Consider the following 21,944-nt stretch of genomic DNA (forward strand, 5'->3'; position numbering starts at 1 on the left):
AATACACCTACTACAACTACTCACCAGAGTACCTTACAGCCCTGAAAGCCGGCGCCGTATCGGGAGGGTTACCCGATGTTATCGGTTTGCAGCCGGGGTCGTTTACTCAAAGGTATCGTGAGCACCTTGCCCCTCTGAACGGTTTTGCATCGAAGGAGTGGGGAGACGCCTGGATTAAAAATGTGTTTCCCATAAACGTTCGGCAGATGCGCATGGGGAATCCGGTTGGAGATGAAAACTTCTATATTCTTCCACAAGAATCGCAAGTTTTGGCAATTTGGTACAACCGGAAGATATTTGAACAACTAGGGATAAGTGTTCCTAAAAGCTACAGTCAGTTGGTTTCCGCATCCAAAACGCTCAGTGGCAAAGGATACATTCCAATGTTTCAGGGAGCAGCTGATGGATGGCAGAACATCAACGTGTTCCTGATGCTAGCGAATCAGTACTCTCCGGGCTTGATCGAAAAAGCACAATACGGTCAGGCGAAATGGACTGACCCGGCACTTGTTAAAGCAATGAAGTCATGGAAGAAACTGTTTGACGATGGCGTATTTCAAACCGGTGCCCTTGGTGCTCATGCATACCCGACTGGCGCGCAGCTATTTGCTCAGGGTCGAGTGGGTATGATGGCATTGGGTTCCTGGTGGATGCAGGAAAGTAAGTTTCCACCACCATTGTCTGAATACGTTCAAAACATGGATGGATTTGACTTCTTCCACCTTCCGGCGATGCCTGATTCAGACCGAGCATCACCACCTATTGGTGGTATCGATATCGGTTATGGTCTCACCAAAAACGGTCAGGATAATCCGGCAGCATGGAAGTTTCTGGCGTCTTTAGTGAATGGCGAGGCACTGCAACAGGCACTGAATGACCTTAACGATCTTCCCGCGTTTGAAGGGCATGGACCAAAAGGAGACATCAGCGCTCATGTTCATGATATGTCTGCGCGGTTTATGACAGATCTGGCGGTTGCCGAGAACCAGAGATTTGCAAATCCAACCATTTCTGATGCTCTGGAAAATGCACTTTCCGGTGTGGCTGCGGGCAGTATTTCACCAGAAAAAGCGATGCAGGATATGCAGAACGCCACAGCTAAGGTATTGAAGAAATAAGCGGTAACCAGCAAAGGGCTGGTCTTTCAACAAGACAATTCAGGCTTCAGTTCGCAATGAGTATTTCTGTTTGAAGCCGTCTAAGCTAATAGCAAGTAACGCGTAATGCGGCAATTAGGCGATCCCATATCGCGCATTCTCAGCCTGATTACGTCTATACATGAAAGATCAGCCACTTCTGGGGTCGGCAGGTTCTATTCTATTTTGTCATCAAAAAGCACGTGAATGGCTGACATTACATGCGTCATTTTCTGACCGATTAAGGTGAAACGTCTATGAACTCATTACCTGTAACAAAAGAGGTTGCCAGTTCATACCAACTGTCGTTCATACGGTGGTTGGGCAGATATTCATTTCTGCTTCCGGCAGCGATTATCTTTATGGTGTTTATCGCTTACCCCATTGCCTGGGTATTCATCAAAAGTGTATTGAGCGAAGGTTCTGGTGGAATCGATCAATTTGTCGGTGTTGAACACTACGTGTCAGTAATGAAGGATCCGGTGTTCTGGACAGTAATGAAGAACATGTTTTTATGGGCTTTGATTACGATTCCTGTCCAGATGCTTATCGGTGGGACGATCGCCTATTTTATCGAATTCTACACCAATCGCTGGCGCGCCTTTTTCAGAACCTGTTTCTTTCTCCCTGTTGTGACATCGGTTTCGGTTGTCAGTTTGATTTGGGTACAGATCTACGCGCCTTACTATGGAATAGGGCAGGAGTATCTGAAGATGATTGGGATTCAGCTGTCGAATTCTCCTCTGGGGGACCCCGACTTTGCGATATACGCGCTTATCATAGTGAACATCTGGCAATGGACCGGATTTTCCATGCTGATGTACATAGCCGGGTTAACCAATCTGCCAAGAGAAATACTGGAAGCGGCACGAGTTGATGGAGCTAAAGGGTTTCGCCTGGCGGTATCCATCATCATTCCTATGCTTTCTTCTTCGACAAAATCCTTGCTGATGCTGGGCATCATCGGGACATTGCAGACATTCCCTATCGTCTTCTTAATGACCAATGGCGGACCAAACAGAGCCAGTGAGATTTTTGGCACTTACATTTTTAAGCAGTCATTTGTCATTGGTGATTTAGGCATCGGAGCCGCATTGTCGGTTATGGTTCTGCTGATTGCTTTCATCCTTTCCGTTCTGCAAATCGTCATTCTCGGCAGCCAGCCGGATGGAGAAAAAAGGGGGAAAGGCGCATGAAGAAACCCGCCAACAGCGAAGTAAGAAGAAGCATCGCGATTCATCTCTCTCTTTTGATTGTGCTGATGATCTGGATGATTCCAGAAGTGTACATGTTTACCATGTCACTTCGTACGCCAGCTCAGGTGTTCGATCCCTCACTGTTCGTATGGCCGATGTCTTTGGATAATTTTGTAACGGTCATTTCTGACAACCCTCTGCACGTCTTCTTTCTGAACAGCGTGATCGTGACGGTAGTGACGGTCGCTATGGTCATTGTTATATCGTCGATGTTCGCTTTTGCCATATCGGTACTCAAGCTGCCGGGATCTCTGGTGATGTACGCCATCTTACTGACCACGCTTATGGTGCCCATCGCTTCGCTGGTATTACCTTTGGCAATTTTGCTTAAAAATTTTGACTGGGTGAATCGGTATCTTGGTCTGATTTTGCCTTATGTCGCGCTGGGTGTTCCTTTTGCCGTAGTGGTTCTCAAGGCGTTCTTTGAAGATTCGCCAAAAGAGCTTTTTGATGCTGCGAAGGTCGATGGATGCAATGCCATGCAGATTTACTGGCATATTGCTCTGCCTTTGGTGCGTCCGGCGCTTGTGTTCGTCGCTATCTGGCAGTTCATTGTTACCTGGAACGAGTTCTTCCTCGCGTTGGTGATCATGACTGAAACGGAAATGAAAACTCTGACCATAATCCCGATGCAATATTCGGGCTTCTACATGGCGAATCCGGGCGCTTTGTTTGCCATTCTTTCAATCATCGCCATTCCACTTATCGTGCTTTATATCGTTGTTCAGCGGGCATTCGTACGTGGGCTGACTTCCGGGGCTGTAAAAGGTTAATGAACATGAAAAACAAACGATTTTTCGCTGGGATAGACGTGGGTACATCTTCAATGAAAGCTGTCCTGATAAGCGTTTCAGGCTCGGAATGCGCTATATGTTGGTCAGCTTCAAAACCCTACAACGAATTGTCTGAACCAGAAAGAAACCCCGCTCGTTGGGAAGCTGTAGCCCATGATTTATTGCAACAGTTGTTAGCCATCCAGTGCCCGGAGGCAATCGGGTTTACAGGGCAAATGCACACATTTTTAGCGGTGGATGAATCAGGGAATAGCGTTGCTCCGGTAAAACTGTGGCTGGATATGGATGGCAGCGACGCGCTGGCTAGCGTGAACTATTCTCGCGAGCAATGGCTGGATATGACCGGGAATATTCCACTCCCCGATTTTACGCTTGCCAAATGGCTGTGGGCAGTGTCTCTGGACTCCACATTACCCGATAAAATCGCCAGAATTTACTGCGCAAAAGATGCGGTAAGAAAAGCATTGGCACCCGATTCTTTGTTTGTCACCGATGCGAACGAAGCCGCAGGGATGCAGTGCTTTGATCCAATCACTCGTCAGTGGCAGGCAGACATTCTATCGACAACGAGGCTAACAAAGCGTGCGTTGCCGAAAGTAATTGACGGGCGAGAGGAGGCAGGGAAAATCTGCCTGAAAAGTTCAGGCGGTGAGAACAACACATTGGTTCCTCTTATTGTTGGAGCAGGCGATCAGGCAACAGCAGCGCGAGCCGTTGGCGGGCATCTGGAAGGCACGGTTTCTGTTTCTCTGGGAACCTCAGGAGTGCTGTCATTTAATATGAGAAAAGAGCAGTTTCCAGAACAATGGACAGGGGATTTCCACTGGTTTCCTTTCGGGTTTGGAGACACTGAACAGATCATCGGCACGATTCCCTCATTAGGGAGCACGCTGGAATGGTTTATGGGTCTGTATCAAATATCGAGGCAAGAGTTTGGAGTGCTCTCCAGTCAGGCATTAAGCACTACCTCCCAAGTTCATTTTCTGCCGTTTCTCTCTGGCTCTGGTGCTCCACAGCCGAATCACAATGTGCGATCTTCCTGGCATAACGTGTCTCTGAATACAGAACGAGTGGATTTAGTCAGGGCTCTGCTTAATGGCATCGCTTTGGAGTTTTCCGAAATACTGAACCGGGCAGAAGACATCGGAATCAGGGTTGAAAAACTGGTGTTTTCAGGAGGTGGTGCCAGGGTTGAACCCTTACTCGCCGTCATATCAAGCACCTTGGGTGTGCCCTGTTATAAAACGAATGAGACAGAGGCCAGCGCGATTGGTGCGGCTTTACTTGCTGCTGATTCACAGATGCCAGCCCATGACATTGTGGTTCCAACTTCATCGTTGGAGCTGGTTGATACATGCCCGTTATCGTCTGACTACCGTGAACAATGGCGAAGTTACCGAAATCAAGCGATTGAAGCTCAAAAGTAATGGAGAAAAGATATGGCGAATTTAAGTCTGCTCAATGTCTGTAAATCGTTTCGTGACAATCAGGTAATTTCTCCTCTCGACCTAAAAGTTCAAGATGGTGAGTTCTGTGTACTGGTGGGACCGTCAGGGTGCGGAAAGTCCACACTGCTGAGAATCATTGCAGGGTTAGAGAAAGTGACCGATGGGCAAGTGTACATCGGCGACGATGATGTGACGGGGCGAGAGCCCGCTGATCGTTCCATTGCCATGGTTTTTCAGTCCTACGCTTTGTACCCGCACATGACGGTAGAGCGCAACATCGGGTTCGGGCTGGAAATTTCAGGCGTGCCCAAAAAGGAAATTCGTAAACGAGTCCGAACCACATCAGACACCTTGCAAATAACCCATCTACTGAATCGAAAGCCAAGAGAACTGTCAGGAGGGCAAAGGCAACGAGTGGCGATAGGTCGGGCAATAAGTCGAAATCCCAAACTATTTCTGCTGGATGAGCCCTTATCCAATTTGGATGCAGCACTCAGAGTGGGCATGAGGCTTGAGTTGCTAAAGCTGAAGCAGAAGCTTCAGGCGACCATGATTTATGTTACTCATGATCAGACGGAAGCCATGACACTCGCCGATCGAATCGTCATCTTAAACCAAGGCAGAATTGAGCAACAAGGCACGCCTCTGGAAATATTTCACAACCCGGTTAATCGCTTTGTCGCAAGCTTTATTGGCATTCCGGCTATGAACTTTCTTCCTGTAAAAATTACAGACGTACGGGATGAACTGGTCACGTTTAATTTCTTTGGCGCTGAGCACAGTATTCCATGTGAAAGTACAAATAAGGTAACGGAGAGCATGTCTCTGGGAGTCAGACCTGAGTACTTGTCTCTTTCGCCAGAGGAGTCGGATTTCTCATTTGAAGGAAAACTCTTTGCTGTAGAAATGCTAGGAAGCGAGAGTTACCTCTATCTATATTGTGAAGAGAGAGAAATCATTGTGAAAGGAGGCGAGTCGATAGATGTCTCAGTAGGGCAATCGGTCAAAGTGTATGGCTCTCTCAAAAAAAGTCACCTTTTCGACCAGCATGGAACACGGGTGTCTTCCCGCAAAGATTTTTAGAAAGCTTATTTCGTCTTACTCAAGGCTTTTAAAGGATAGCCTCTGTTGTGCACTTAGGGATACAATGTGCCCTTTCCCAATCAAGGTAAAAAGAATGCAACAACAAGAGTTTGAAACACTGGTTAAAGCTTTAAGCGAGCAAAGTAATCTGCCCGACGCTTTGACTGCACTCAAAGCACATCAGGATGAAGAAGTTGCCCAGGCAGCAGAATCGTTAACAGGGCAGTTTGCTTTGGCTGAGGTAGAAGGCGAAAAACGTATTTACCACGTGACTGTTCAGGAAAACGAGCAGGGGGAAGAGCAAGAGTACGTTGAGCACGTGATGAACGAAGGCGATGACGTAATTAAATTTGTTGCCTGGTTCTTCTTTAGTATGTTCGAAATAAAAGAACGAGACACTTATCAGGCGGCGGGTAAAACCTATAAGCAGCCGAAGCGTTCGTAACGTATTGTTGCCGTATACTTGCCCATAAATTTATATTCATCAGTTGGTTACTTGATTTGCAATAAAAGTGTGATCTAGATATTGATTCTGATTTCGTTAAGAGTAAAATGTGCGTCAAATCACATTTATGGAGAAGTCACATGGGTCTAGATCTTGGTTCAGTATACGTCGCCAATCAAATGGCAAAGCGCATGGTTGAAGAGAAACTTTACGGCACACCAACGCCAAAAGTAGAGAAAGTTTCACTGCTTCGCCGAATTGCAACGAAGGTGAAAAAATCCAGGTAAGGATATGGTTATGATCGATGGAGCGAACTAAAAGACCCAATCAATTGATTGGGTCTTTTACGTTGAGTCATAGCTGTCCACGCAGAGCTGTCTATGCGTCTAAAGTACAAAAAAACTAGCTGGCGTTTTTCGATTCCATTTCAATCACATTATCAGGAACAGGACGCAAACCGTTTTTTCCGATATGTTCGTCCAGATTGTCAAAGCCACCAATGTACTCTCCATCCAGCCAAATCTGAGGTACTGTCACCGGTGTTTTCTCCCCAATAATGGCTTTTACCTCGGGAATCATTCTATAAAGCGCCGCACTCTCTTTCACAACATCATGGTATTCGTACTTCACGCCCAAATCATCCAACAAACGCTTCGCTTTTACACAGTAAGGGCAGGTAGCTTTGCCATACACAATGTTACCGCGTAATTTGTCGCGCTTAGACCATTCCTGAATCACAGACTGCACTAAGACGCCGCGGTTAAGTGCCTCTCCCTGACTGACGACTTTACCTTCCACGACAAGGATAGGGGCGTGCCATGCCCCATATTTTAGTGGCTCCCACCAGTGAGAAAGCCAATCCTTAATCTCCAGATCAATCGGAATGCCCGCTAACTCGGTGTCGAAAGTATCTTGCAGGATATCTTTCGTTAGCGTGCACTCGCCGCAAGGGATGTTGACTTTGAATGGTCCCCAACTCCCACCCCAACGGTAAAGTGTGATTTTGATCGGATTTGGCATGGATGTTTCCTCATAATGTGTATTGGATTATTAGATCCGGATAGCGAAAAAAATCTTTCATCTCATAAAAATAAATTTCTTACCTAAAGACAATCAACGGAAGCAACGGGTGTTTCCTGCTCAAAAAATTATAGCAAATAGATAAAACTATCATTTTTATCTAGTGGCTCATTATGTTGCATTTTTGGCTCGAAATGCAGGGTGATATTTAGCTGCGTGAAATAAGGTCAGCCATATTTTGGAAATGCTCACATAATTTGAGGAATGGATTATTTATTCATTGTGCTAATTGTCCCTCTTTATGTGCAATATAAAAAAAGTGGGAAACTTAATTGACTATTAAAGATATTATTTTTAATTAAACTCGTTGCGCTTTTTAGTAAAGTTGAAAACTGTATTTAAATGATAATAGTTTGAATATTTATTGAGCTGTGAGCAATAGCACATTTATTGTTCTTCTTTGTGTTAATGTAAATTGGCTATTAATAACTTTATTTATATGAAACAGGTTTTAATTGCTGTCAGTTGCGCTTTTAGATAAATATATTAGGGACTATATTTTATGAGCAAGGTAAGCTTTAAATTAAAAATGATAATTCTGATTTCGTTATCAGTTTTAATCACTATCGTTACCTCATATCTTAGTGTTAATTACTATATTAGTGAGTACATTTACGAATCTGATGTACAGAAAATAGAGCACAATACAAAGTTATTGAATGAACGAATAGCCGATGAAATGAAGAATGTCGTCTCATTAGCCGTTAGCTCAAATATGATGATTGACACTCCGCAGGAAGTAAAAGAAACCACGATGTTTGATAAGGTCGTTAAGGTGGTTTCGGGTGTTATTGCCGTTGGTGACGAAGGTAGGCTCGAAGGTGAAGAGCGAGATAAGTACCTTAAGATGGCAAAAGCAATGGAATCGAAACTGATTGATGTGAGCCAGGCTTCATTAATTGATGGACAACTTTATTCAACTATTTCCGTAAATAGGGATGGTGGTTCTGCTGATTTCTATACCGTCAATCTAATTATCTTCTCAGATATAATTCGAAAATACGCAATTGAAGGCAGTTATGTGGAACTGATTTCAGCGTCTAATCAAACCATCTTTTCGAATAAAATTGATGGCGACTTACAGAAAATAAGCAGCCCTGTTGAAATGGATGGTATGAGCTGGACATTGAATAGCTATGTTGATCTTCAAAATATAAGAGACAACACTGCGCTATTGAATAATGAAATCACGATAGTATTAATACTCATCGGGTTGATTGTTATTGCGTTAAGTACCCTGACTCTGCATCAGGCATTTCGACCATTACTTTCCCTTAAAAATATGGTTGCAGAACTGTCGAATGGCACCGGAGATTTAACTCAAAGGTTGTCTGTTAAATCAAAAGATGAAATTGGTACGATTTCATCCTCGATTAATAAGTTCATTGAAAAACTGCAAGAGAACTTTATAGATGTATCGACTTCCACCCGCAGTATCGATGAGGCTGTTGAGAAACTCAGCACACAGTCGCAATCTAACCTTTCTACGCTGGATGGTCATACACAAGAGACCGAGCAGGCGATCAGCGCAATCAGCGAGATGAGTGCGACCGCAGATTCAATTGCTGACAGCGCGGTTAAAGCCGCTGAGTTGACAGACACAACCAATATGAATGCCAACGCTTCTAAGCGAACCGTTCAGCAAGCAGTAGAGAACGTGAATTCTCTGATTAATGAAGTGGGTTCTATGTCGACATCCATCAGTACAATGAGCCACGACACTGACCAGATTAACTCCGTATTGCAGGTGATTGGCGATATTGCAGAACAAACCAACTTGCTGGCGTTGAATGCAGCCATTGAAGCGGCAAGAGCTGGTGAGCAGGGACGTGGATTTGCTGTGGTTGCCGATGAAGTTCGTGCTCTGGCAGCAAGAACTCAGGAAAGCACCTCGCAGATTAACGAAATGCTCGGCAAATTGCGTGGTGCGACAGACAATGTTGTATCTGCAATGGAGTCCACTCGCTCAAGTTGTGAAGAAACGGCGCAAAGTACCAATGAGGTCATGGAATCATTGAACCTGGTAACGGATTCTGTTGTGGAGATTAATGAAATTAACTCATTGGTTGCGACAGCAGCGAAAGAGCAAAGTCAGGTGACTGATGAAGTCAGTAAGAATATGGCGGCGATTCAGGAAATCGTGCATCAGCTTAACGACAATGCATCCGACACCTTAACAATCAACCGAGAACTGACGGCTACTTCAGGCAGCTTGAGTGACGTTGTCGGTCGATTTAAAGTCAGCTAATCAATTCAGGTTGACTATGGAATAGGCGCTAAATGCGCCTATTTTTGTTTTTGTCTTAGTATGATCTATATGAGTGACATCCCATATTTTTTATGTATAATCGTGGCGTTACAAAATAATGGAATGTCGTATTGTATGTTTGAATGCTATCACTCATACAAAGCTAATTTGTGTAGTCAAGGAAGAGCCATTGTTCATTACTAAGGTTGTTCAGACGTATGATTACATTGCTCTCTCTTCTAAAATGGGTGGTTCTTTTTGCTTTAGTCAAAGCGGGAATCATCGAAAAATCCACCGTTGAAAAAGTCGCCAAAGGCACGTTTAAAGTCGTTAAAAGTGCATTGCTGATTTCATTTTCTGCTATTTTTGCCTTTGAAAACCAAGCTTTTGCTTACCAGTACAGCCAGGTCGAACGCAAACAGAAAGAACAGACGCTTTCTTCTGATTAATGCAGTGACGAAAGCCAAGCTGGGATAAGGCCCCTCAGCTATCTACGTGAAAGGAACTCACATGATCGAGACAGAAAATTTAACTCTGGTTCCTACATCGAAAGACGATCTGGATATCTATCGAGAGCTGCTTTCCTGTTCTGTCGTCACTCGCTACCTGCCATCAGGAAAGCCCTATACCGATGAGCAGATCCATACCAATATCAAAAACCGCATTGCACATTGGGCAAAGCACGGGTTTGGTACATTTACCGTTCTCGACAAAGCTGGTGATGGTAAAAAACTGGGTTATGTTGGTGTAGAAGAGTCCCCTGATCCAACCATCTTTGAAATTCGCTACGCCATCCTACCCGAAACTCAGGGGAGAGGTGTTGCTCAGGAAGCAGCGAAAGCCTGCCTATCGTTCACTTTTGAAAAGAGTAAACTGAGCAAAATATACGGTGTAGCCGTCAATCAAAATTTTGCCTCCATCCGTGTGCTTGAAAAGTTGGGAATGCACCCAGAACCAGACATCAACTTCTATGGATTTGATGAACTGGTGTATTTTTCAATCTCAAAGCACTAGTTCAACAGACCCTAGCTATCAATTTGTTCACGTCGTGATAACTTATCCTCAAATTTTGTCCGTGTTTGTATGGATGGTACTCCGCTATACTTCGCGCGATTAAAGTAAAACAGCTCTGGATTTACGATCCAGCCCGCTAATAGGAATGAACATGACTGAATATGTTGTATGCGCACTGTACAAGTTTGTGCGTCTTGAAGATTATGTTGAATTGCGTGAGCCCCTTAAGGCTTTGATGGAAAAACACGAAATTCGCGGCACCCTGTTGCTTGCGCAGGAAGGCATCAATGGCACCGTGGCTTCCACTCGTGAAGGCATTGATACACTTCTTGCCTGGTTTAAACAGGACTCCCGTCTGGCTGATATTGTTTACAAAGAATCCTTTGACGTTGCTCAGCCATTTAACCGCACTAAAGTAAAGCTGAAAAAAGAGATCGTTACTCTGGGTGTTGAAGGTATCGACCCTCGTCATGTGGTGGGTACGTATGTAAAACCTAATGAATGGAATGATCTGATTTCTGATCCTGAAGTTTTTGTCGTGGATACGCGTAACGATTACGAAATCGAAATTGGCACCTTTAAAAACGCTGTAAACCCAAAAACGGATACATTCCGCGAGTTCCCGGATTACGTAGCTGAAAACATGGATCCTGCGAAACACAAAAAAGTGGCGATGTTCTGTACTGGTGGAATCCGCTGTGAAAAGTCGACGGCTTATATGAAAGAGCAGGGCTTTGAAGAGGTTTATCACCTGGAAGGTGGCATTCTTAAGTATTTAGAAGAAGTACCTCAAGAAGAGAGCCTTTGGGAAGGTGACTGTTACGTATTTGATGGACGTGTGGCGGTTAATCACCAGCTCGAGAAAAGCAGCTACGAAATGTGTAATGCATGTCGATTGCCAATCACTGCGGAAGACATGAAATCTGAAGCTTTTGAAAAAGGCGTAAGTTGCCCTAAGTGCGTAGACACCTACACAGAAGAGCAGAAAGCACGTTTCCGTGAGCGCGAGAAGCAAGTTCAACTGGCGCTAAAACGTGGAGAAACTCACGTTGGTGGTGCGGCAGATCAAGTTATCGCTGAGCGAAGAAAAGAAAAACTGGCTCGTAAAGAGCAACAAAGAAAGTCTAAGTAACAGGCTGAAATAAAAGACACAAATCCCTTTGGCAGAAATGTCGGAGGGATTTTCTGTATCTGAATAAAGCTCATTCTTCTCAAATTGTATTGACGATTTTAATAATACCTCATAACATGTATTTAAAATGCATGTTATGAGGTGATGGTATGGATTTTAAAAGAGTCAGTGAAATTGGTGGAACAGTGATGATTGTTTCTTTGCTCATTATGACGGCTACGTTATTGATCAGTTTTCCGTATGCCAACCACTTCTCCATCATCCAGCAAGCCATTGCCCACATTGGAACCATCATTTTCGCAGGTGTTTTCAAAGTAGGTTACGTCGCCTACATCGTTGGGCGATATGAAAGAAATTTGTCGTTTTAAGAGGTGATTTATGAAAAATGCGTATTTCTATTACTTAGGTCTGGCTGCATTTCTTGGGCTGGTGGCACCATTCCTTGTGCTTTATCTGGCGGTTATGAACTAACCAGGTCAACAGAACCTAATAGCCTAAAGAATATCAATGCCCAGGGACCGGGCGACGTATACGATTATCGCGAACGAAATCATGGTTATAACGACCCCAATTCCGAGCGAAATGAAAAACGGAAATCTCTGCATTAATACTGGAAACGCTAAGAACATGGGAAGGGTAGCGACCACATACCAGAAGGTGTAAAAAGCGTGATTGGAGAGTTTTTCTTTCGGCTGACCTTCCAGATGGAGCCAAATCAGAGCCAGCACGGTTACGAGAGGAAGCGAAGCAACAAGAGCGCCCAACTTATCGCTTCTTTTGGCGAGCTCTGATACCAAAACAACAATGGTCGCAGTAAGCAGGTATTTGGTAATTATCCACGCCATAGCAAAGCCTCTCTTAAAGTGTTTTACCGAATGGTACTACAATTATCGTAGAGTACGCATATTTCTGATTCGGTAAAACAAGATCTGGAAGCAAACCAGTGCATTAAGAGACTATGACGTGAATTGAAGCGATTCCAACTCGCCGAAAATCATCAGGATTTTGGCAATACCCCAATGTATATTTCGACTTCTTCTTCCGAGAGATACTTCTCAAAGTCCGTATCGTAGGCGCGGTCATATTCGCAGTTTTCGTCCGCAAAAAACGCCCAGACCTGTTGCCAGCACGCTACTACCATCTCCGGCATTTTCCCTTTATTAGAAAACACCAGATATTCACCCGATTTGACAGTGTTAGTGCCGAATTCACTGTTATCTGAAAGGTTTGTAGCGCAAGCCGTTACATCAAAATCGCCCAAATGATCCGATTCATAGTTGTGGTAAACCCCACAAACGATGGAATTGCTGGATAGTTTAGGGGCTACCTGACTATAAAAATCCTGCCATAACTGACCGATCTTCAAACCAGAAGTTTTCATTTCATCGTGGTTGTTGGTACGGATAGTGAGTCCTAGCGCCTCAAAGCTTTCAATTTTTTCCATTCTCATAGCGGATTCCTTATTCGGTTGAATTTGCACAGGAGAGAATAAGGAACCCATATGACAAACGATGTCAGGAGGCTTTCATTTTCCAGCCTTGCGCCTGACGCTGAGCCTCCCAAAGTGAACAATATAAGCCCTGATTCTCCAGAAGATCCTGATGTTTACCTCGCTCAACAATACTGCCGTTGTCGAGAACCAAAATCTGATCGGCATGAACAATGGTGTTCAGCCTGTGGGCTATCATAATAACGGTTTTGTTTTTGATTAGCGCATTCAAAGCCTGCTGAATATCGTATTCGTTTTCCGGATCCAGCGAGGCTGTCGCCTCGTCCAGAAGAACAATTGGCGCGTCTTTTAATATGGCTCGGGCGATAGACAATCGCTGCTTTTCACCACCTGATAGTGTCGCTCCACCTTCTCCTATCATACTATCCAAACCATCTGGTAACTCGCAGATGAAGTCCCAGCAGCAGGTAGCTTTGCATACTTCTTCTACCTGCTCTCTGCTCGGCTTTGCCATCCCAATAGTGATGTTGTTGAAAATGGTGTCATGGAAAAGGTAGACATCTTGAAACACCATGCTGATGTGATCGGCAAGGCATTCGGCTGTCAGGCTGTCTACGGAGTGATCACCAATTCGTACCTGTCCCTGAGGGGCATCCCAGAAACGTGCGATTAAGCTGGTAATGGTGGTCTTTCCACTACCTGAAGGACCGACTAATGCCGTTAATGTACCGGGTTCACAGCGAAAACTGACGGAATTAAGAACGGGTTCCTGGGCATACATAAAGCTAACATTGTCGAACTCAATGGTAGGTTTGAGAGTATCTTGAGTGTGACCTTGTGGTAACTCTGGGGCATCAAGAACTTCCTGAATGCGATTGGCTGCCTGTTGCATAAAGCTATGCTCAGCAAGGAAAATCGCAATAGACATCAAAGGTCTGAAGAAGCGGCTGGACACGATCATAAACAATACAGCCACGTGTGGCTGTAAATCGCCACCAACGTAAAGATAGACCAAAGTCAGAAGCATGGTGGCAAAGCCAAGTTCTACCAGACAAACAAATCCGAGAGGGGCGACTCCGGCTACAAATTCGTGTTTGAGGCTCATTTTTTGAATGTCTTTCAACTGATCATCCAACTTGGAAAACCGCTTGCCAGCCAGGTTGTAGGCTTTTAATAGCTTAATGGAAAGAATGTATTCCATTAACGATCCGGTCATCTCCGCGACTTTATCCAGTAAAGCGCGACTAAGGACGGCACCTGCTTTTTTAAGAAGAACGAAGGTTACGATTGCCATGGGAAGACCGATACACATAGCCAGACTTAAGCGCCAGTCCTCGAAGGTCAGCCCGATGGCAACTAAAGCAACCAGACTAATGGTAATCACCAATTGCGAGAACAGGTGCGAGAAGATCTGCTCGGTGAAAGTGACGTCCTGAAGCATGGTGGAATTCAGGCTGCCGGGATCTACTCTGAGCAGATACCCCATTGGAACTCTTTTCAACTTTGCCGCCAGATTACGGCGTATGTTTACTCCGGCATCGTACCCAAATATCTGATTGCTCACCATTACACTACGGGCAACAACAACGCGAACGGCAAACAAGAGAGCCATGATGGCGCAACACACCCAGATGTATTCTAAGTCTGGCGTCGGAGAGAACATTTCTTTTACGACCAGATAGACAAGGACAAAAGGCAGCCCCATTAGCAGCGCTTCGCAGAATCCAACAAGGACATTTCGGGTCAGCCCTTCGTTTTGCGTCCCTGTCAGCGTTTTCATTTGATTAAGCATCGATCAGCTCCTCTTCTTTTGTCGACAGGTTCCATTCACGTGAGGCTTGGTGAGAGTGCCACATAGTTCGATAAACCGAGCACTGAGCCAACAGCTCGTGATGGGTGCCCTGTCCGACGAGAGAGCCTTTGTTCAACACTAGAATGGAGTCGGCATCAACAATCGTGGAGAGCCGATGAGCGATCACAATGACCGTTTTGTCTTTCATTAGTGAAGCTAGTGCTTCCTGAATCAAAGCCTGATTGTTTGCATCAGCGTAAGCGGTAGCTTCATCCAGAATCAGAATGGGAGCGTTCTTTAGCATTGCTCTGGCGATCGCAATACGCTGCTTTTCACCACCACTTAAGTTTGTAGTTTCACCCAACATGGTCTGATAGCCATTAGGTAACGCCATAATGAAGTCATGTGCCTGAGCGGCTTTCGCTGCATTAATGACATCCTGCTCTGATGCCGCGCTGCTCATGGTGATATTGTCATGCACTGATTGACTCAGAATGATGCTGTCCTGGAAAACATAAGCCGTGTTTTCCATCAGGTAACTGGGCGATAGAGATCTGATTGGCTGTCCACCAATTCGAATCTCACCCTCGTGGGTATCCCAAAATCTGGCGACCAACATGGCAAGCGTTGATTTGCCCGAACCTGACGGCCCTACCACCGCTGTCATGGTTCCCGGTTCCAGTTTGAAAGACACATCATTCAGCACCAGGTTGGATTCTTCTGAATATCGGAAGCCAACTTGATCGAACTCTACGCCAAAGTTCGAAACTGTTTCGCTTTTGGTTGGCTCTGACAGTGGTTCCTGCTTCATCAAAAACTGAAGCCGAGTTACTCCTTCAAATATCTGGCTCAAGTGCCCTGTTAGCATGGTTAAATTGTATAAAGGTTCCATCATGCCCACACCTAACAGGATACACAGGGTAAAGCTTGCAACGTCCAGTGAACCTTGAGACCAGTAATACACCCCGATAGGGAGCAACACCACCAATCCACTGTCTAGCAATGTTTTGAAAGCGGCAAAAGGCCAGCCTGCATCCTGAATCCAGCTCACCACTAACTTGTGGTAGCTATCAAGGCTAGTAGTGAATAGCTTGTGTGGTTTTCCACCCGCGTTGAATGCGCGGATGACAGGCATTGCACGCAGGTATTCAGTCACACTCACATTGAGATTTTCTAAAGATTCATGGTAGTGGCGCGATTTTTCTTCAAACCCTTTGTACATACTCATTTGGCTGAAAATGGCTAATGGGATAGGGATCAAAGCAGCCAGTGCCATGCGAACATCAATAAAAAGCAAGAATACAAATACCGCTAAAGGTGTGATGATGGATGTGACCAAATCGGAAATGTGGTGAGCGACAAACAGCTCAACCCGATCGACATCCTCTGACAAAATCTTTTTAATTTCGCCAGAGCTTTTTCGACTGAAAAATCCCATAGGCAGCTTTGCCATATGACCTAATGCCAGTGCGCGAATTCGATACTGAATGGCGAACGCAGATTTGTGTGACAGCATAACTGCACCCAATAGCATCAGGTAGCGACCGATCATGAAAAGCACGGCTAAACCCGCCCAGTTCCATACTTGTGTCGCATCAAACTGGTCGCTTAGGAGCTGCTCTAAAACAAGGTAGGCAAAATAGAATGGGGCAAGTGCGCATAAGGCACTTGCCGCCGATAAAATCATAGATAAAACCAACTTGATCTTGTGCTCTGCAGAGACCTGAAAGAGCCAGCGCAAGCTGGTCAGAGCTTCCTGATTCATTGAAGTTCCTTTTTCCTTTTTTCAAACTTAGCCAAGTCTGACGTGAAGAAAGGAAAAGGTCTGCTCAATAAAGGATTTATTTAACTATTTGAAAATAAATATAAAAATAAGAGGTTTTGTCTTAAGGACTGACGTTATCTACTGGGTCAGTTTTAAGTAATCTCTTGGTGTGAGTCCAAAGTGCTTTCTAAAAGCCACAGAGAAATGACCGTGGTTTTGGTAACCCACTTCGTTAGCTACCTGGATTATATTGCTCCGCTGCTCCAACAAAATTGAGCGCGCTTTTTCCATGCGCTGCTGGTGCAGGCAACCGAAAGCGGTCTGATTGAATATCTCTTTAAAACCCAGTTTGAGTTTGAAATCATTCAAGCCTACTTCATGAGCCAATTCGTTAAGGGAAGGTGGCGCTTCCATGCGATTAAGCAGAATATCGCGAGCCTGATGAATCTTGCTCACATCCGTTTGGTTTAACTTACCGGAACAGGTTTGCTTTGGTGCCATTTCCTCTAATGTGAGTGAAAGCAACTGCCAGCTTAGACCACGATATTTAAGAGTTTCTGCTAGTGTCTCGGAAGAGCACGCAAGCAGTTGGTGAGCTATGGCAATGATGGATTCCGTGGCGTCCAGAGTATACAGGAAAGGTCTGGGCTGACTCTGGAAAGCAGGGGAAAAATAGCGCTCAAGTTCTTTGCATTTGTAGCTTTCAATCAAAGCCTGAATAGCATCAAGAGACACATTAATAGAAACGCCCTGAAACTTCTCATCCTGAGAGCGTGTGTAGCCCGATACTTCATCTGCGAAGTATATCGCGACCTTGTTTGGAGAGATCAAAAAGCGCCGATCAAGGGAACGTAAATAACACTCGCAGCAGTTTCCGGTGCTGACAAAGATGGTAAGCTCTTTTGGTGCCATTCCCTCTTCAGAATACATCTCAACCGGGCGGTTAAACTTGCCATCGATGATGCCCGTTCTCAATCCGCTATCCAGTTCATATTGATTGACTTTGATGACACCAAAGGAAGTATCCAGACCGTAAAAGCCCGTTTCTCTAACACGGTCATACATTTCAATGTGGTCAAACTGAAAGCGATAGAATCCGTTCATGCTATTGAGAGTAGTTATCATTAATACTGTGAGGTTATTATTTACTCTTCTGTAACACAAGAAAAGATACATTTTTGAACAGGCAAAATGACATTGATCTGTCTTTGAACAGCCATTTTGAAAATTTATCAATAACATGCATATTTATATCGAAGTTTTGTTGAGTCTTTGTTAATTTGGTACGGAAATTTTGATAGGAGGTCAATGCAATGAAAGTGATTGGCATGATTGGGGGCATGAGCTGGGAATCAACGGTCAGTTATTACCAAGCCATAAACCGATTAACCAACCAGAAGCTAGGTGGCTTTCACTCCGCAAAAATTTGTTTGTATAGCGTTGATTTTTCAGAAATTGAAGAGCTTCAGCGAGCAGGCAATTGGGCTGCAACGGCTGCCATACTTTCGGATGCTGCAAAGTCGCTTGAATCGGCAGGTGCCGACTGCATTCTTATCTGCACCAACACCATGCACAAAGTTGCGTCAGAAGTTCAGGCGTCGGTCACTATTCCTCTTATCCATATTGCAGATCCAACAGGGCAGGCGCTTCAGACTCACGGTGTGAAAAAGGTTGGGTTGCTTGGCACCCGGTTCACCATGGAACAAGAATTCTATCGTAATCGTATTGAGCAAGAATTTGAGATTTCGGTATTGGTACCTAACCAAGAGCAACAAAACGATGTCCACCGAATCATCTATGAAGAATTATGTCACGGCAAAATCCTCGATAAATCCAGAGCCATTTATCTTGATGTGATTCAGTCACTCAAAGCTGATGGAGCGGAAGCCGTGATTCTTGGCTGTACCGAAATCGCATTGCTGGTTAAACAAGAACATACCGATATTCCCTTGTTTGACACTACAGAGTTGCATTCCTTAAGTGCTGTTGAATTTGCACTTTCCGATTAACCAACGAGTACGACAATGACCGCGAACTTAAACACTGTTGATATTAAAGCTTTTATCCCGACTACAAATTATGAATTGTGTAAGGCGTTTTATCAGGACTTGGGCTTTGAGCTTAAAAATGACATGGGTAATCTTGCGTTTTTCTCTTTAGGGCAGCACAACTTTTTACTTCAAGATTTACCCGAAGCTCAGCATATCTCTGAATTTATGATGCATCTTCAGGTGGAAGATGCAAAAGCCTGGCATCAGGTCTTAACCGAAAAACAAATCAAAGAGAAATATCAGGTGCAGGTAACGCCTGTAGTAGAACAGCCATGGGGAATGCTCGATTTTGTTGTGACAGATCCTTGCGGCGTGTTATGGCGCATTGCACAGAATGTATAGGGAATACCAGTGATTACTTTATATGGGCGAAAAACGTCATTTAACGTTCAGAAAGTGCTTTGGTATCTCGAAGAGCTTGGAGTGGAATTTTCGCTAACTGAACTTGGTGGACGCTTTGGCGGGCTAGATGAGCCAGAGTTTGTTCGCCTGAACCCGATGAAGAAAGTCCCGGTTCTTGTTGATGACAACCCCGGCTTTGACAGTGAAAGAGTTATCTGGGAATCACACAGTATTCTTCGATATCTGGCAGCGGAATACGGTGAGGCTTTGACGCCTTTCGAGCGCTCAGAATATGAACGCTGGATGGACTGGTCTCAGGTTGTTTTTCAGCCAGCTTTTATGGGGACCTTCTGGGGGTTTCTACCGAATGCCCGCTCACAAGCAGAATCCTGAGCAAATAGAACGGGATATTCAGACTTGCTTAAAAGCGCTGGAAACGATAGAAGAATGTTTAACAGAGGGCGGCTTCCTTGCAGGAAAACAGCTATCACTAGCTGATATCTGTGTAGGCGCTGTGCTGTATCGATTAACCGAGCAGGGGCTGGAAATTTCCCTGCCTGAGAAAGTAAACCAATGGTACCTCAAATTAAAACAAAGAAGCGGGTACCAAAAGTGGGTTATGAGTGATTTCTCTGAACTTAAAGCCAGAGAAGATTATTAGGGTCTGTTGACCTTTCGTTGCGAAAAACCAGTTTGAAAGGTCAATAATCCAAAACAATTTTCAGGCGAATTATCGTCTTTTATGGAAGCAATTCCCTCATTTGAAAGGGAAAGACTTGGTACCCGAAAAGCTTGGGTGCATGTGAAGGAGTAAGTTTATGTCGTTGATTGCAAACACACCGGAGCCTCCGTATTACGCGGTGATATTCAGTTCCGTCAAGTCGAAGAATGATGTTGGATATGGTGATGCTGCCGCCAGAATGATGGAGCTCGCAGAAGAGCAACCGGGCTTTTTGGGTGCTGAATCAGCACGTGAAGGCTTGGGTATCACGGTTTCGTACTGGCAGGATCTTGAATCGATCAAACTTTGGAAAGCCAACTCTGAGCACCTGCAAGCTCAGAAGCAAGGCAGGCAGCAGTGGTATTCTGAATACAAAACCCGCATAGCGAAGGTTGAACGTGACTATTCGTTTGAGGAGGCATCATGATCCTCATTCGGCATTACAACGAGCAGGATGCACGTGCAACATGGAAACTCTTTTTTCACACGGTTCGAAAAGTGAACTTAGGGGATTACACGGAAGATGAAGTAAAAGCCTGGGCGCCCGAACGCTTCGAACTTGCACGCTGGCAAAAACGCATGAACGTTATTGAACCTTTCATTGCCGAGCTTGATGGCAGAGTCGTTGGCTATGCTGATCTTCAAAAAGATGGTCTGATTGACCACTTCTTTTGCCATCACATGCATCAGGGTAAAGGCGTCGGCGCTGCGCTGATGAATCATATTTTTTCCGTTGGTCGAGCAAAAGGGATTAAGCGTTTTTACTCTGAAGTCAGTATTACGGCTCGCCCGTTTTATGAACATTTTGGCTTTGAAGTGATTCAACAACAAGAAGTTGAAATCCGTGGTAAAACACTGACCAATTTTTTGATGGAAAAAACAGTCCAATAGCGCTTTTCAGTTGATCGAGAAAACAAAAAATGCTCACCTCTGGTGAGCATTTTTATTGCACTGAAGCTTTTGTAACAAACAGCTATCTAGGCGTATTCTGCCACGAGTCGGTTCCAGTTCTGCTTTTTAAGCTTTAGAGTATGGCGAACCTGCTGGTATCGAATCTTGAGCAGTGAGGCTTCGTACTTTCTCGTCAGATCAGTCTTTTTCGCCTCCATCAATTGCTTCTTCACTTCATAATATTCCTGCATTTGTTTCCACAAGAGATCGTACTCGGCTTGCAACGAACTGAGTAACGTCGCCGATTGAGGTCTGTTCTGAAGCTGAGCTCTGGCTCTTCTTAGCTGCATCTGAATTTTTGCCCGTTCAATTCGAATCGGCGGGCAACGAGTTAACCGGCTTGCTAATCCAACAAACGAAAACAGGCGAATCATCCATTTAGTTGGATCGTATTGCCACCAGTAAATGCCATTACGGTAGTCGTTTTCGAAGATATGGTGGTAATTGTGATACCCCTCACCGAACGTCAGAAAGGCAAGAAAACCGTTGTCTCGCGCGGTATTTTTATCTGTATAAGGTTGGCTGCCCCATATGTGGGCCAGAGAATTGATAAAGAACGTAGTGTGATGATTCAGAACCAGACGAACGGCACCCACGACCAATAGCATTCCCCATACGTCTCCGTGTATTAATCCAAGCAGGACTGGAACGCCCAGATTCATAAGAATGGCGAGGGGAACGTAATATTTATGCTGCCACATTACGATCGGGTCTCTCTGTAAGTCGCGGCAATTGGAGTAGTCGGAGTAGGTGGCTTTGTTGTAATGTCTGAGCATCCAGCCAATGTGTGAGAACCAGAATCCGCGCTTGGCAGAGTACGGATCTTTGTCGTTGATATCGACATGACGGTGATGCACCCGGTGATCTGAAGACCAATGTAATGCGCTGTTCTGGAGAGCAAACGCGCCGCCTAACGCAAACACAAATCTCACTACTGGATGAGCATCATAAGCTTTATGAGACCAAAGGCGATGGTATCCGGCAGTGATGGAGAGGTTACAAAAGCTAAAAGTCAGTACCAGCCAAAAAGCGTGTTCCCATCCGTAACCAAAGGCATAGCCGTATAGGGGAGCGCCGACAACAGCCAGAAGCATACTGATAGAAAATACGCTGACATTCAGCCATATCAGAGGAGGTTTGCTTTCGGTTTCAGACATTTTATTTAATTCCATTTCAGCTTACATGTGTTCACTAGAATATATTCAGCGTACACGTGTAAGTCAAGATTCAAAGTGT

25 protein-coding genes are annotated in these 21,944 nt (G+C 44.8%); 18 read left to right on the forward strand and 7 right to left on the reverse strand.

Annotated features, from left to right (window positions below; all coding sequences use genetic code 11):
- The 7 genes from RH89_RS26550 to RH89_RS30035 all read left to right on the forward strand — a co-directional run.
- On the forward strand, window positions 1-1,118 hold a 1,118-nt coding region (locus RH89_RS26550), incomplete at its 5' end, for an ABC transporter substrate-binding protein (RefSeq protein WP_004408684.1).
- A gap of 275 nt (window positions 1,119-1,393) precedes the next feature.
- Window positions 1,394-2,332 carry a carbohydrate ABC transporter permease gene (locus RH89_RS26555; RefSeq protein ID WP_004408685.1) on the forward strand — a complete coding sequence of 313 codons (939 nt, stop codon included), beginning with the start codon at window positions 1,394-1,396 and terminating at the stop codon, window positions 2,330-2,332.
- Window positions 2,329-3,165 carry a carbohydrate ABC transporter permease gene (locus RH89_RS26560; protein WP_004408686.1) on the forward strand — a complete coding sequence of 279 codons (837 nt, stop codon included), beginning with the start codon at window positions 2,329-2,331 and terminating at the stop codon, window positions 3,163-3,165. Before RH89_RS26555 ends, RH89_RS26560 begins: the two co-directional genes overlap by 4 nt.
- Window positions 3,166-3,170: 5 nt before the next feature.
- The gene (locus RH89_RS26565) at window positions 3,171-4,613 is read left to right on the forward strand and encodes an FGGY family carbohydrate kinase (RefSeq protein ID WP_158091133.1); all 1,443 of its coding nucleotides are present in this window, start codon (window positions 3,171-3,173) and stop codon (window positions 4,611-4,613) included.
- A 12-nt stretch (window positions 4,614-4,625) separates the two neighbouring features.
- A complete protein-coding gene (locus RH89_RS26570; RefSeq protein WP_004408688.1) occupies window positions 4,626-5,717 on the forward strand; it encodes an ABC transporter ATP-binding protein in 1,092 nt (363 codons plus the stop codon).
- A gap of 94 nt (window positions 5,718-5,811) precedes the next feature.
- On the forward strand, window positions 5,812-6,162 hold the full coding sequence (locus RH89_RS26575; RefSeq protein WP_004408689.1) for a hypothetical protein: 351 nt from the start codon (window positions 5,812-5,814) through the stop codon (window positions 6,160-6,162).
- A gap of 140 nt (window positions 6,163-6,302) precedes the next feature.
- Window positions 6,303-6,449, forward strand: a complete 147-nt coding sequence (locus RH89_RS30035) for a hypothetical protein (protein WP_004408694.1) — start codon at window positions 6,303-6,305, stop codon at window positions 6,447-6,449.
- Between the two features lie 115 nt (window positions 6,450-6,564).
- Here RH89_RS30035 and RH89_RS26580 read toward each other — a convergent pair whose 3' ends face one another.
- On the reverse strand, window positions 6,565-7,182 hold the full coding sequence (locus tag RH89_RS26580) for a glutaredoxin domain-containing protein (RefSeq protein ID WP_004408695.1): 618 nt from the start codon (window positions 7,180-7,182) through the stop codon (window positions 6,565-6,567).
- A 562-nt stretch (window positions 7,183-7,744) separates the two neighbouring features.
- On the opposite strand from RH89_RS26580, the gene RH89_RS26585 reads away from it, so the two are divergent.
- The 5 genes from RH89_RS26585 to RH89_RS26605 all read left to right on the forward strand — a co-directional run bounded on the left by RH89_RS26585 (window position 7,745) and on the right by RH89_RS26605 (window position 12,004).
- Window positions 7,745-9,490: a methyl-accepting chemotaxis protein gene (locus tag RH89_RS26585; RefSeq protein ID WP_004408697.1), complete on the forward strand. Its 1,746-nt coding sequence runs from the start codon at window positions 7,745-7,747 to the stop codon at window positions 9,488-9,490.
- Window positions 9,491-9,708: 218 nt separating this feature from the next.
- Window positions 9,709-9,939: a hypothetical protein gene (locus tag RH89_RS26590; protein WP_004408699.1), complete on the forward strand. Its 231-nt coding sequence runs from the start codon at window positions 9,709-9,711 to the stop codon at window positions 9,937-9,939.
- A gap of 61 nt (window positions 9,940-10,000) precedes the next feature.
- The gene (locus RH89_RS26595) at window positions 10,001-10,504 is read left to right on the forward strand and encodes a GNAT family N-acetyltransferase (protein ID WP_004408701.1); all 504 of its coding nucleotides are present in this window, start codon (window positions 10,001-10,003) and stop codon (window positions 10,502-10,504) included.
- Window positions 10,505-10,655: 151 nt separating this feature from the next.
- Window positions 10,656-11,636: an oxygen-dependent tRNA uridine(34) hydroxylase TrhO gene (gene trhO, locus RH89_RS26600; protein WP_004408702.1), complete on the forward strand. Its 981-nt coding sequence runs from the start codon at window positions 10,656-10,658 to the stop codon at window positions 11,634-11,636.
- A gap of 149 nt (window positions 11,637-11,785) precedes the next feature.
- Window positions 11,786-12,004 (forward strand): hypothetical protein, encoded by a 219-nt coding sequence (locus RH89_RS26605; RefSeq protein WP_004408703.1) that lies wholly within the window; start codon window positions 11,786-11,788, stop codon window positions 12,002-12,004.
- A 126-nt stretch (window positions 12,005-12,130) separates the two neighbouring features.
- On the opposite strand, the gene RH89_RS26610 is transcribed toward RH89_RS26605, so the two are convergent.
- The 5 genes from RH89_RS26610 to RH89_RS28925 all read right to left on the reverse strand — a co-directional run bounded on the left by RH89_RS26610 (window position 12,131) and on the right by RH89_RS28925 (window position 17,768).
- Window positions 12,131-12,481: a DUF3147 family protein gene (locus RH89_RS26610; protein WP_004408705.1), complete on the reverse strand. Its 351-nt coding sequence runs from the start codon at window positions 12,479-12,481 to the stop codon at window positions 12,131-12,133.
- 152 nt (window positions 12,482-12,633) lie between these two features.
- Window positions 12,634-13,086, reverse strand: a complete 453-nt coding sequence (locus RH89_RS26615; RefSeq protein WP_004408706.1) for a GyrI-like domain-containing protein — start codon at window positions 13,084-13,086, stop codon at window positions 12,634-12,636.
- A gap of 64 nt (window positions 13,087-13,150) precedes the next feature.
- Window positions 13,151-14,878: an ABC transporter ATP-binding protein gene (locus tag RH89_RS26620; protein WP_004408707.1), complete on the reverse strand. Its 1,728-nt coding sequence runs from the start codon at window positions 14,876-14,878 to the stop codon at window positions 13,151-13,153.
- Entirely contained in the window at window positions 14,871-16,643 is a 1,773-nt protein-coding gene (locus RH89_RS26625) for an ABC transporter ATP-binding protein (protein WP_004408708.1), read from the reverse strand. The genes RH89_RS26620 and RH89_RS26625 overlap by 8 nt, the downstream gene beginning before the upstream one ends.
- Window positions 16,644-16,781: 138 nt before the next feature.
- Window positions 16,782-17,768, reverse strand: a complete 987-nt coding sequence (locus RH89_RS28925; protein WP_158091134.1) for a helix-turn-helix domain-containing protein — start codon at window positions 17,766-17,768, stop codon at window positions 16,782-16,784.
- Window positions 17,769-17,956: 188 nt separating this feature from the next.
- Here RH89_RS28925 and RH89_RS26635 point away from each other — a divergent pair, with 188 nt between their 5' ends.
- The 6 genes from RH89_RS26635 (at window position 17,957) to RH89_RS26660 (ending at window position 20,648) form a co-directional block, all read left to right on the forward strand.
- Window positions 17,957-18,652: an aspartate/glutamate racemase family protein gene (locus tag RH89_RS26635; RefSeq protein ID WP_004408710.1), complete on the forward strand. Its 696-nt coding sequence runs from the start codon at window positions 17,957-17,959 to the stop codon at window positions 18,650-18,652.
- A 15-nt stretch (window positions 18,653-18,667) separates the two neighbouring features.
- Complete coding sequence (locus RH89_RS26640; RefSeq protein ID WP_004408711.1) at window positions 18,668-19,036, forward strand: VOC family protein; 369 nt, start codon at window positions 18,668-18,670, stop codon at window positions 19,034-19,036.
- A gap of 9 nt (window positions 19,037-19,045) precedes the next feature.
- Window positions 19,046-19,429 (forward strand): glutathione S-transferase family protein, encoded by a 384-nt coding sequence (locus RH89_RS30275; RefSeq protein WP_004408712.1) that lies wholly within the window; start codon window positions 19,046-19,048, stop codon window positions 19,427-19,429.
- Complete coding sequence (locus RH89_RS30280) at window positions 19,404-19,697, forward strand: glutathione S-transferase family protein (protein WP_004408715.1); 294 nt, start codon at window positions 19,404-19,406, stop codon at window positions 19,695-19,697. The genes RH89_RS30275 and RH89_RS30280 overlap by 26 nt, the downstream gene beginning before the upstream one ends.
- A 157-nt stretch (window positions 19,698-19,854) precedes the next feature.
- Entirely contained in the window at window positions 19,855-20,184 is a 330-nt protein-coding gene (locus tag RH89_RS26655; protein ID WP_004408717.1) for an antibiotic biosynthesis monooxygenase family protein, read from the forward strand.
- The gene (locus RH89_RS26660) at window positions 20,181-20,648 is read left to right on the forward strand and encodes a GNAT family N-acetyltransferase (RefSeq protein ID WP_004408719.1); all 468 of its coding nucleotides are present in this window, start codon (window positions 20,181-20,183) and stop codon (window positions 20,646-20,648) included. Before RH89_RS26655 ends, RH89_RS26660 begins: the two co-directional genes overlap by 4 nt.
- 86 nt (window positions 20,649-20,734) lie before the next feature.
- On the opposite strand, the gene RH89_RS26665 is transcribed toward RH89_RS26660, so the two are convergent.
- A complete protein-coding gene (locus RH89_RS26665) occupies window positions 20,735-21,865 on the reverse strand; it encodes a fatty acid desaturase (RefSeq protein WP_004408721.1) in 1,131 nt (376 codons plus the stop codon).
- Between the last annotated feature and the right edge of the window lie 79 nt (window positions 21,866-21,944).

It is taken from the genome of Vibrio nigripulchritudo ATCC 27043, assembly GCF_000222685.1.
Lineage (GTDB): Bacteria > Pseudomonadota > Gammaproteobacteria > Enterobacterales > Vibrionaceae > Vibrio > Vibrio nigripulchritudo.

Bases quoted from the DNA above. Each gene is read 5' to 3' on its own strand.
- RH89_RS26555 (WP_004408685.1), top strand. From the start codon at position 1,394: ATGAACTCATTACCTGTAACAAAAGAGGTTGCCAGTTCATACCAACTG.
- RH89_RS26560 (WP_004408686.1), top strand. From the start codon at position 2,329: ATGAAGAAACCCGCCAACAGCGAAGTAAGAAGAAGCATCGCGATTCAT.
- RH89_RS26565 (WP_158091133.1), top strand. From the start codon at position 3,171: ATGAAAAACAAACGATTTTTCGCTGGGATAGACGTGGGTACATCTTCA.
- RH89_RS26570 (WP_004408688.1), top strand. From the start codon at position 4,626: ATGGCGAATTTAAGTCTGCTCAATGTCTGTAAATCGTTTCGTGACAAT.
- RH89_RS26575 (WP_004408689.1), top strand. From the start codon at position 5,812: ATGCAACAACAAGAGTTTGAAACACTGGTTAAAGCTTTAAGCGAGCAA.
- RH89_RS30035 (WP_004408694.1), top strand. From the start codon at position 6,303: ATGGGTCTAGATCTTGGTTCAGTATACGTCGCCAATCAAATGGCAAAG.
- RH89_RS26580 (WP_004408695.1), bottom strand. From the start codon at position 7,182: ATGCCAAATCCGATCAAAATCACACTTTACCGTTGGGGTGGGAGTTGG.
- RH89_RS26585 (WP_004408697.1), top strand. From the start codon at position 7,745: ATGAGCAAGGTAAGCTTTAAATTAAAAATGATAATTCTGATTTCGTTA.
- RH89_RS26590 (WP_004408699.1), top strand. From the start codon at position 9,709: ATGATTACATTGCTCTCTCTTCTAAAATGGGTGGTTCTTTTTGCTTTA.
- RH89_RS26595 (WP_004408701.1), top strand. From the start codon at position 10,001: ATGATCGAGACAGAAAATTTAACTCTGGTTCCTACATCGAAAGACGAT.
- trhO (WP_004408702.1), top strand. From the start codon at position 10,656: ATGACTGAATATGTTGTATGCGCACTGTACAAGTTTGTGCGTCTTGAA.
- RH89_RS26605 (WP_004408703.1), top strand. From the start codon at position 11,786: ATGGATTTTAAAAGAGTCAGTGAAATTGGTGGAACAGTGATGATTGTT.
- RH89_RS26610 (WP_004408705.1), bottom strand. From the start codon at position 12,481: ATGGCGTGGATAATTACCAAATACCTGCTTACTGCGACCATTGTTGTT.
- RH89_RS26615 (WP_004408706.1), bottom strand. From the start codon at position 13,086: ATGAGAATGGAAAAAATTGAAAGCTTTGAGGCGCTAGGACTCACTATC.
- RH89_RS26620 (WP_004408707.1), bottom strand. From the start codon at position 14,878: ATGCTTAATCAAATGAAAACGCTGACAGGGACGCAAAACGAAGGGCTG.
- RH89_RS26625 (WP_004408708.1), bottom strand. From the start codon at position 16,643: ATGAATCAGGAAGCTCTGACCAGCTTGCGCTGGCTCTTTCAGGTCTCT.
- RH89_RS28925 (WP_158091134.1), bottom strand. From the start codon at position 17,768: ATGATAACTACTCTCAATAGCATGAACGGATTCTATCGCTTTCAGTTT.
- RH89_RS26635 (WP_004408710.1), top strand. From the start codon at position 17,957: ATGAAAGTGATTGGCATGATTGGGGGCATGAGCTGGGAATCAACGGTC.
- RH89_RS26640 (WP_004408711.1), top strand. From the start codon at position 18,668: ATGACCGCGAACTTAAACACTGTTGATATTAAAGCTTTTATCCCGACT.
- RH89_RS30280 (WP_004408715.1), top strand. From the start codon at position 19,404: ATGCCCGCTCACAAGCAGAATCCTGAGCAAATAGAACGGGATATTCAG.
- RH89_RS26655 (WP_004408717.1), top strand. From the start codon at position 19,855: ATGTCGTTGATTGCAAACACACCGGAGCCTCCGTATTACGCGGTGATA.
- RH89_RS26660 (WP_004408719.1), top strand. From the start codon at position 20,181: ATGATCCTCATTCGGCATTACAACGAGCAGGATGCACGTGCAACATGG.
- RH89_RS26665 (WP_004408721.1), bottom strand. From the start codon at position 21,865: ATGTCTGAAACCGAAAGCAAACCTCCTCTGATATGGCTGAATGTCAGC.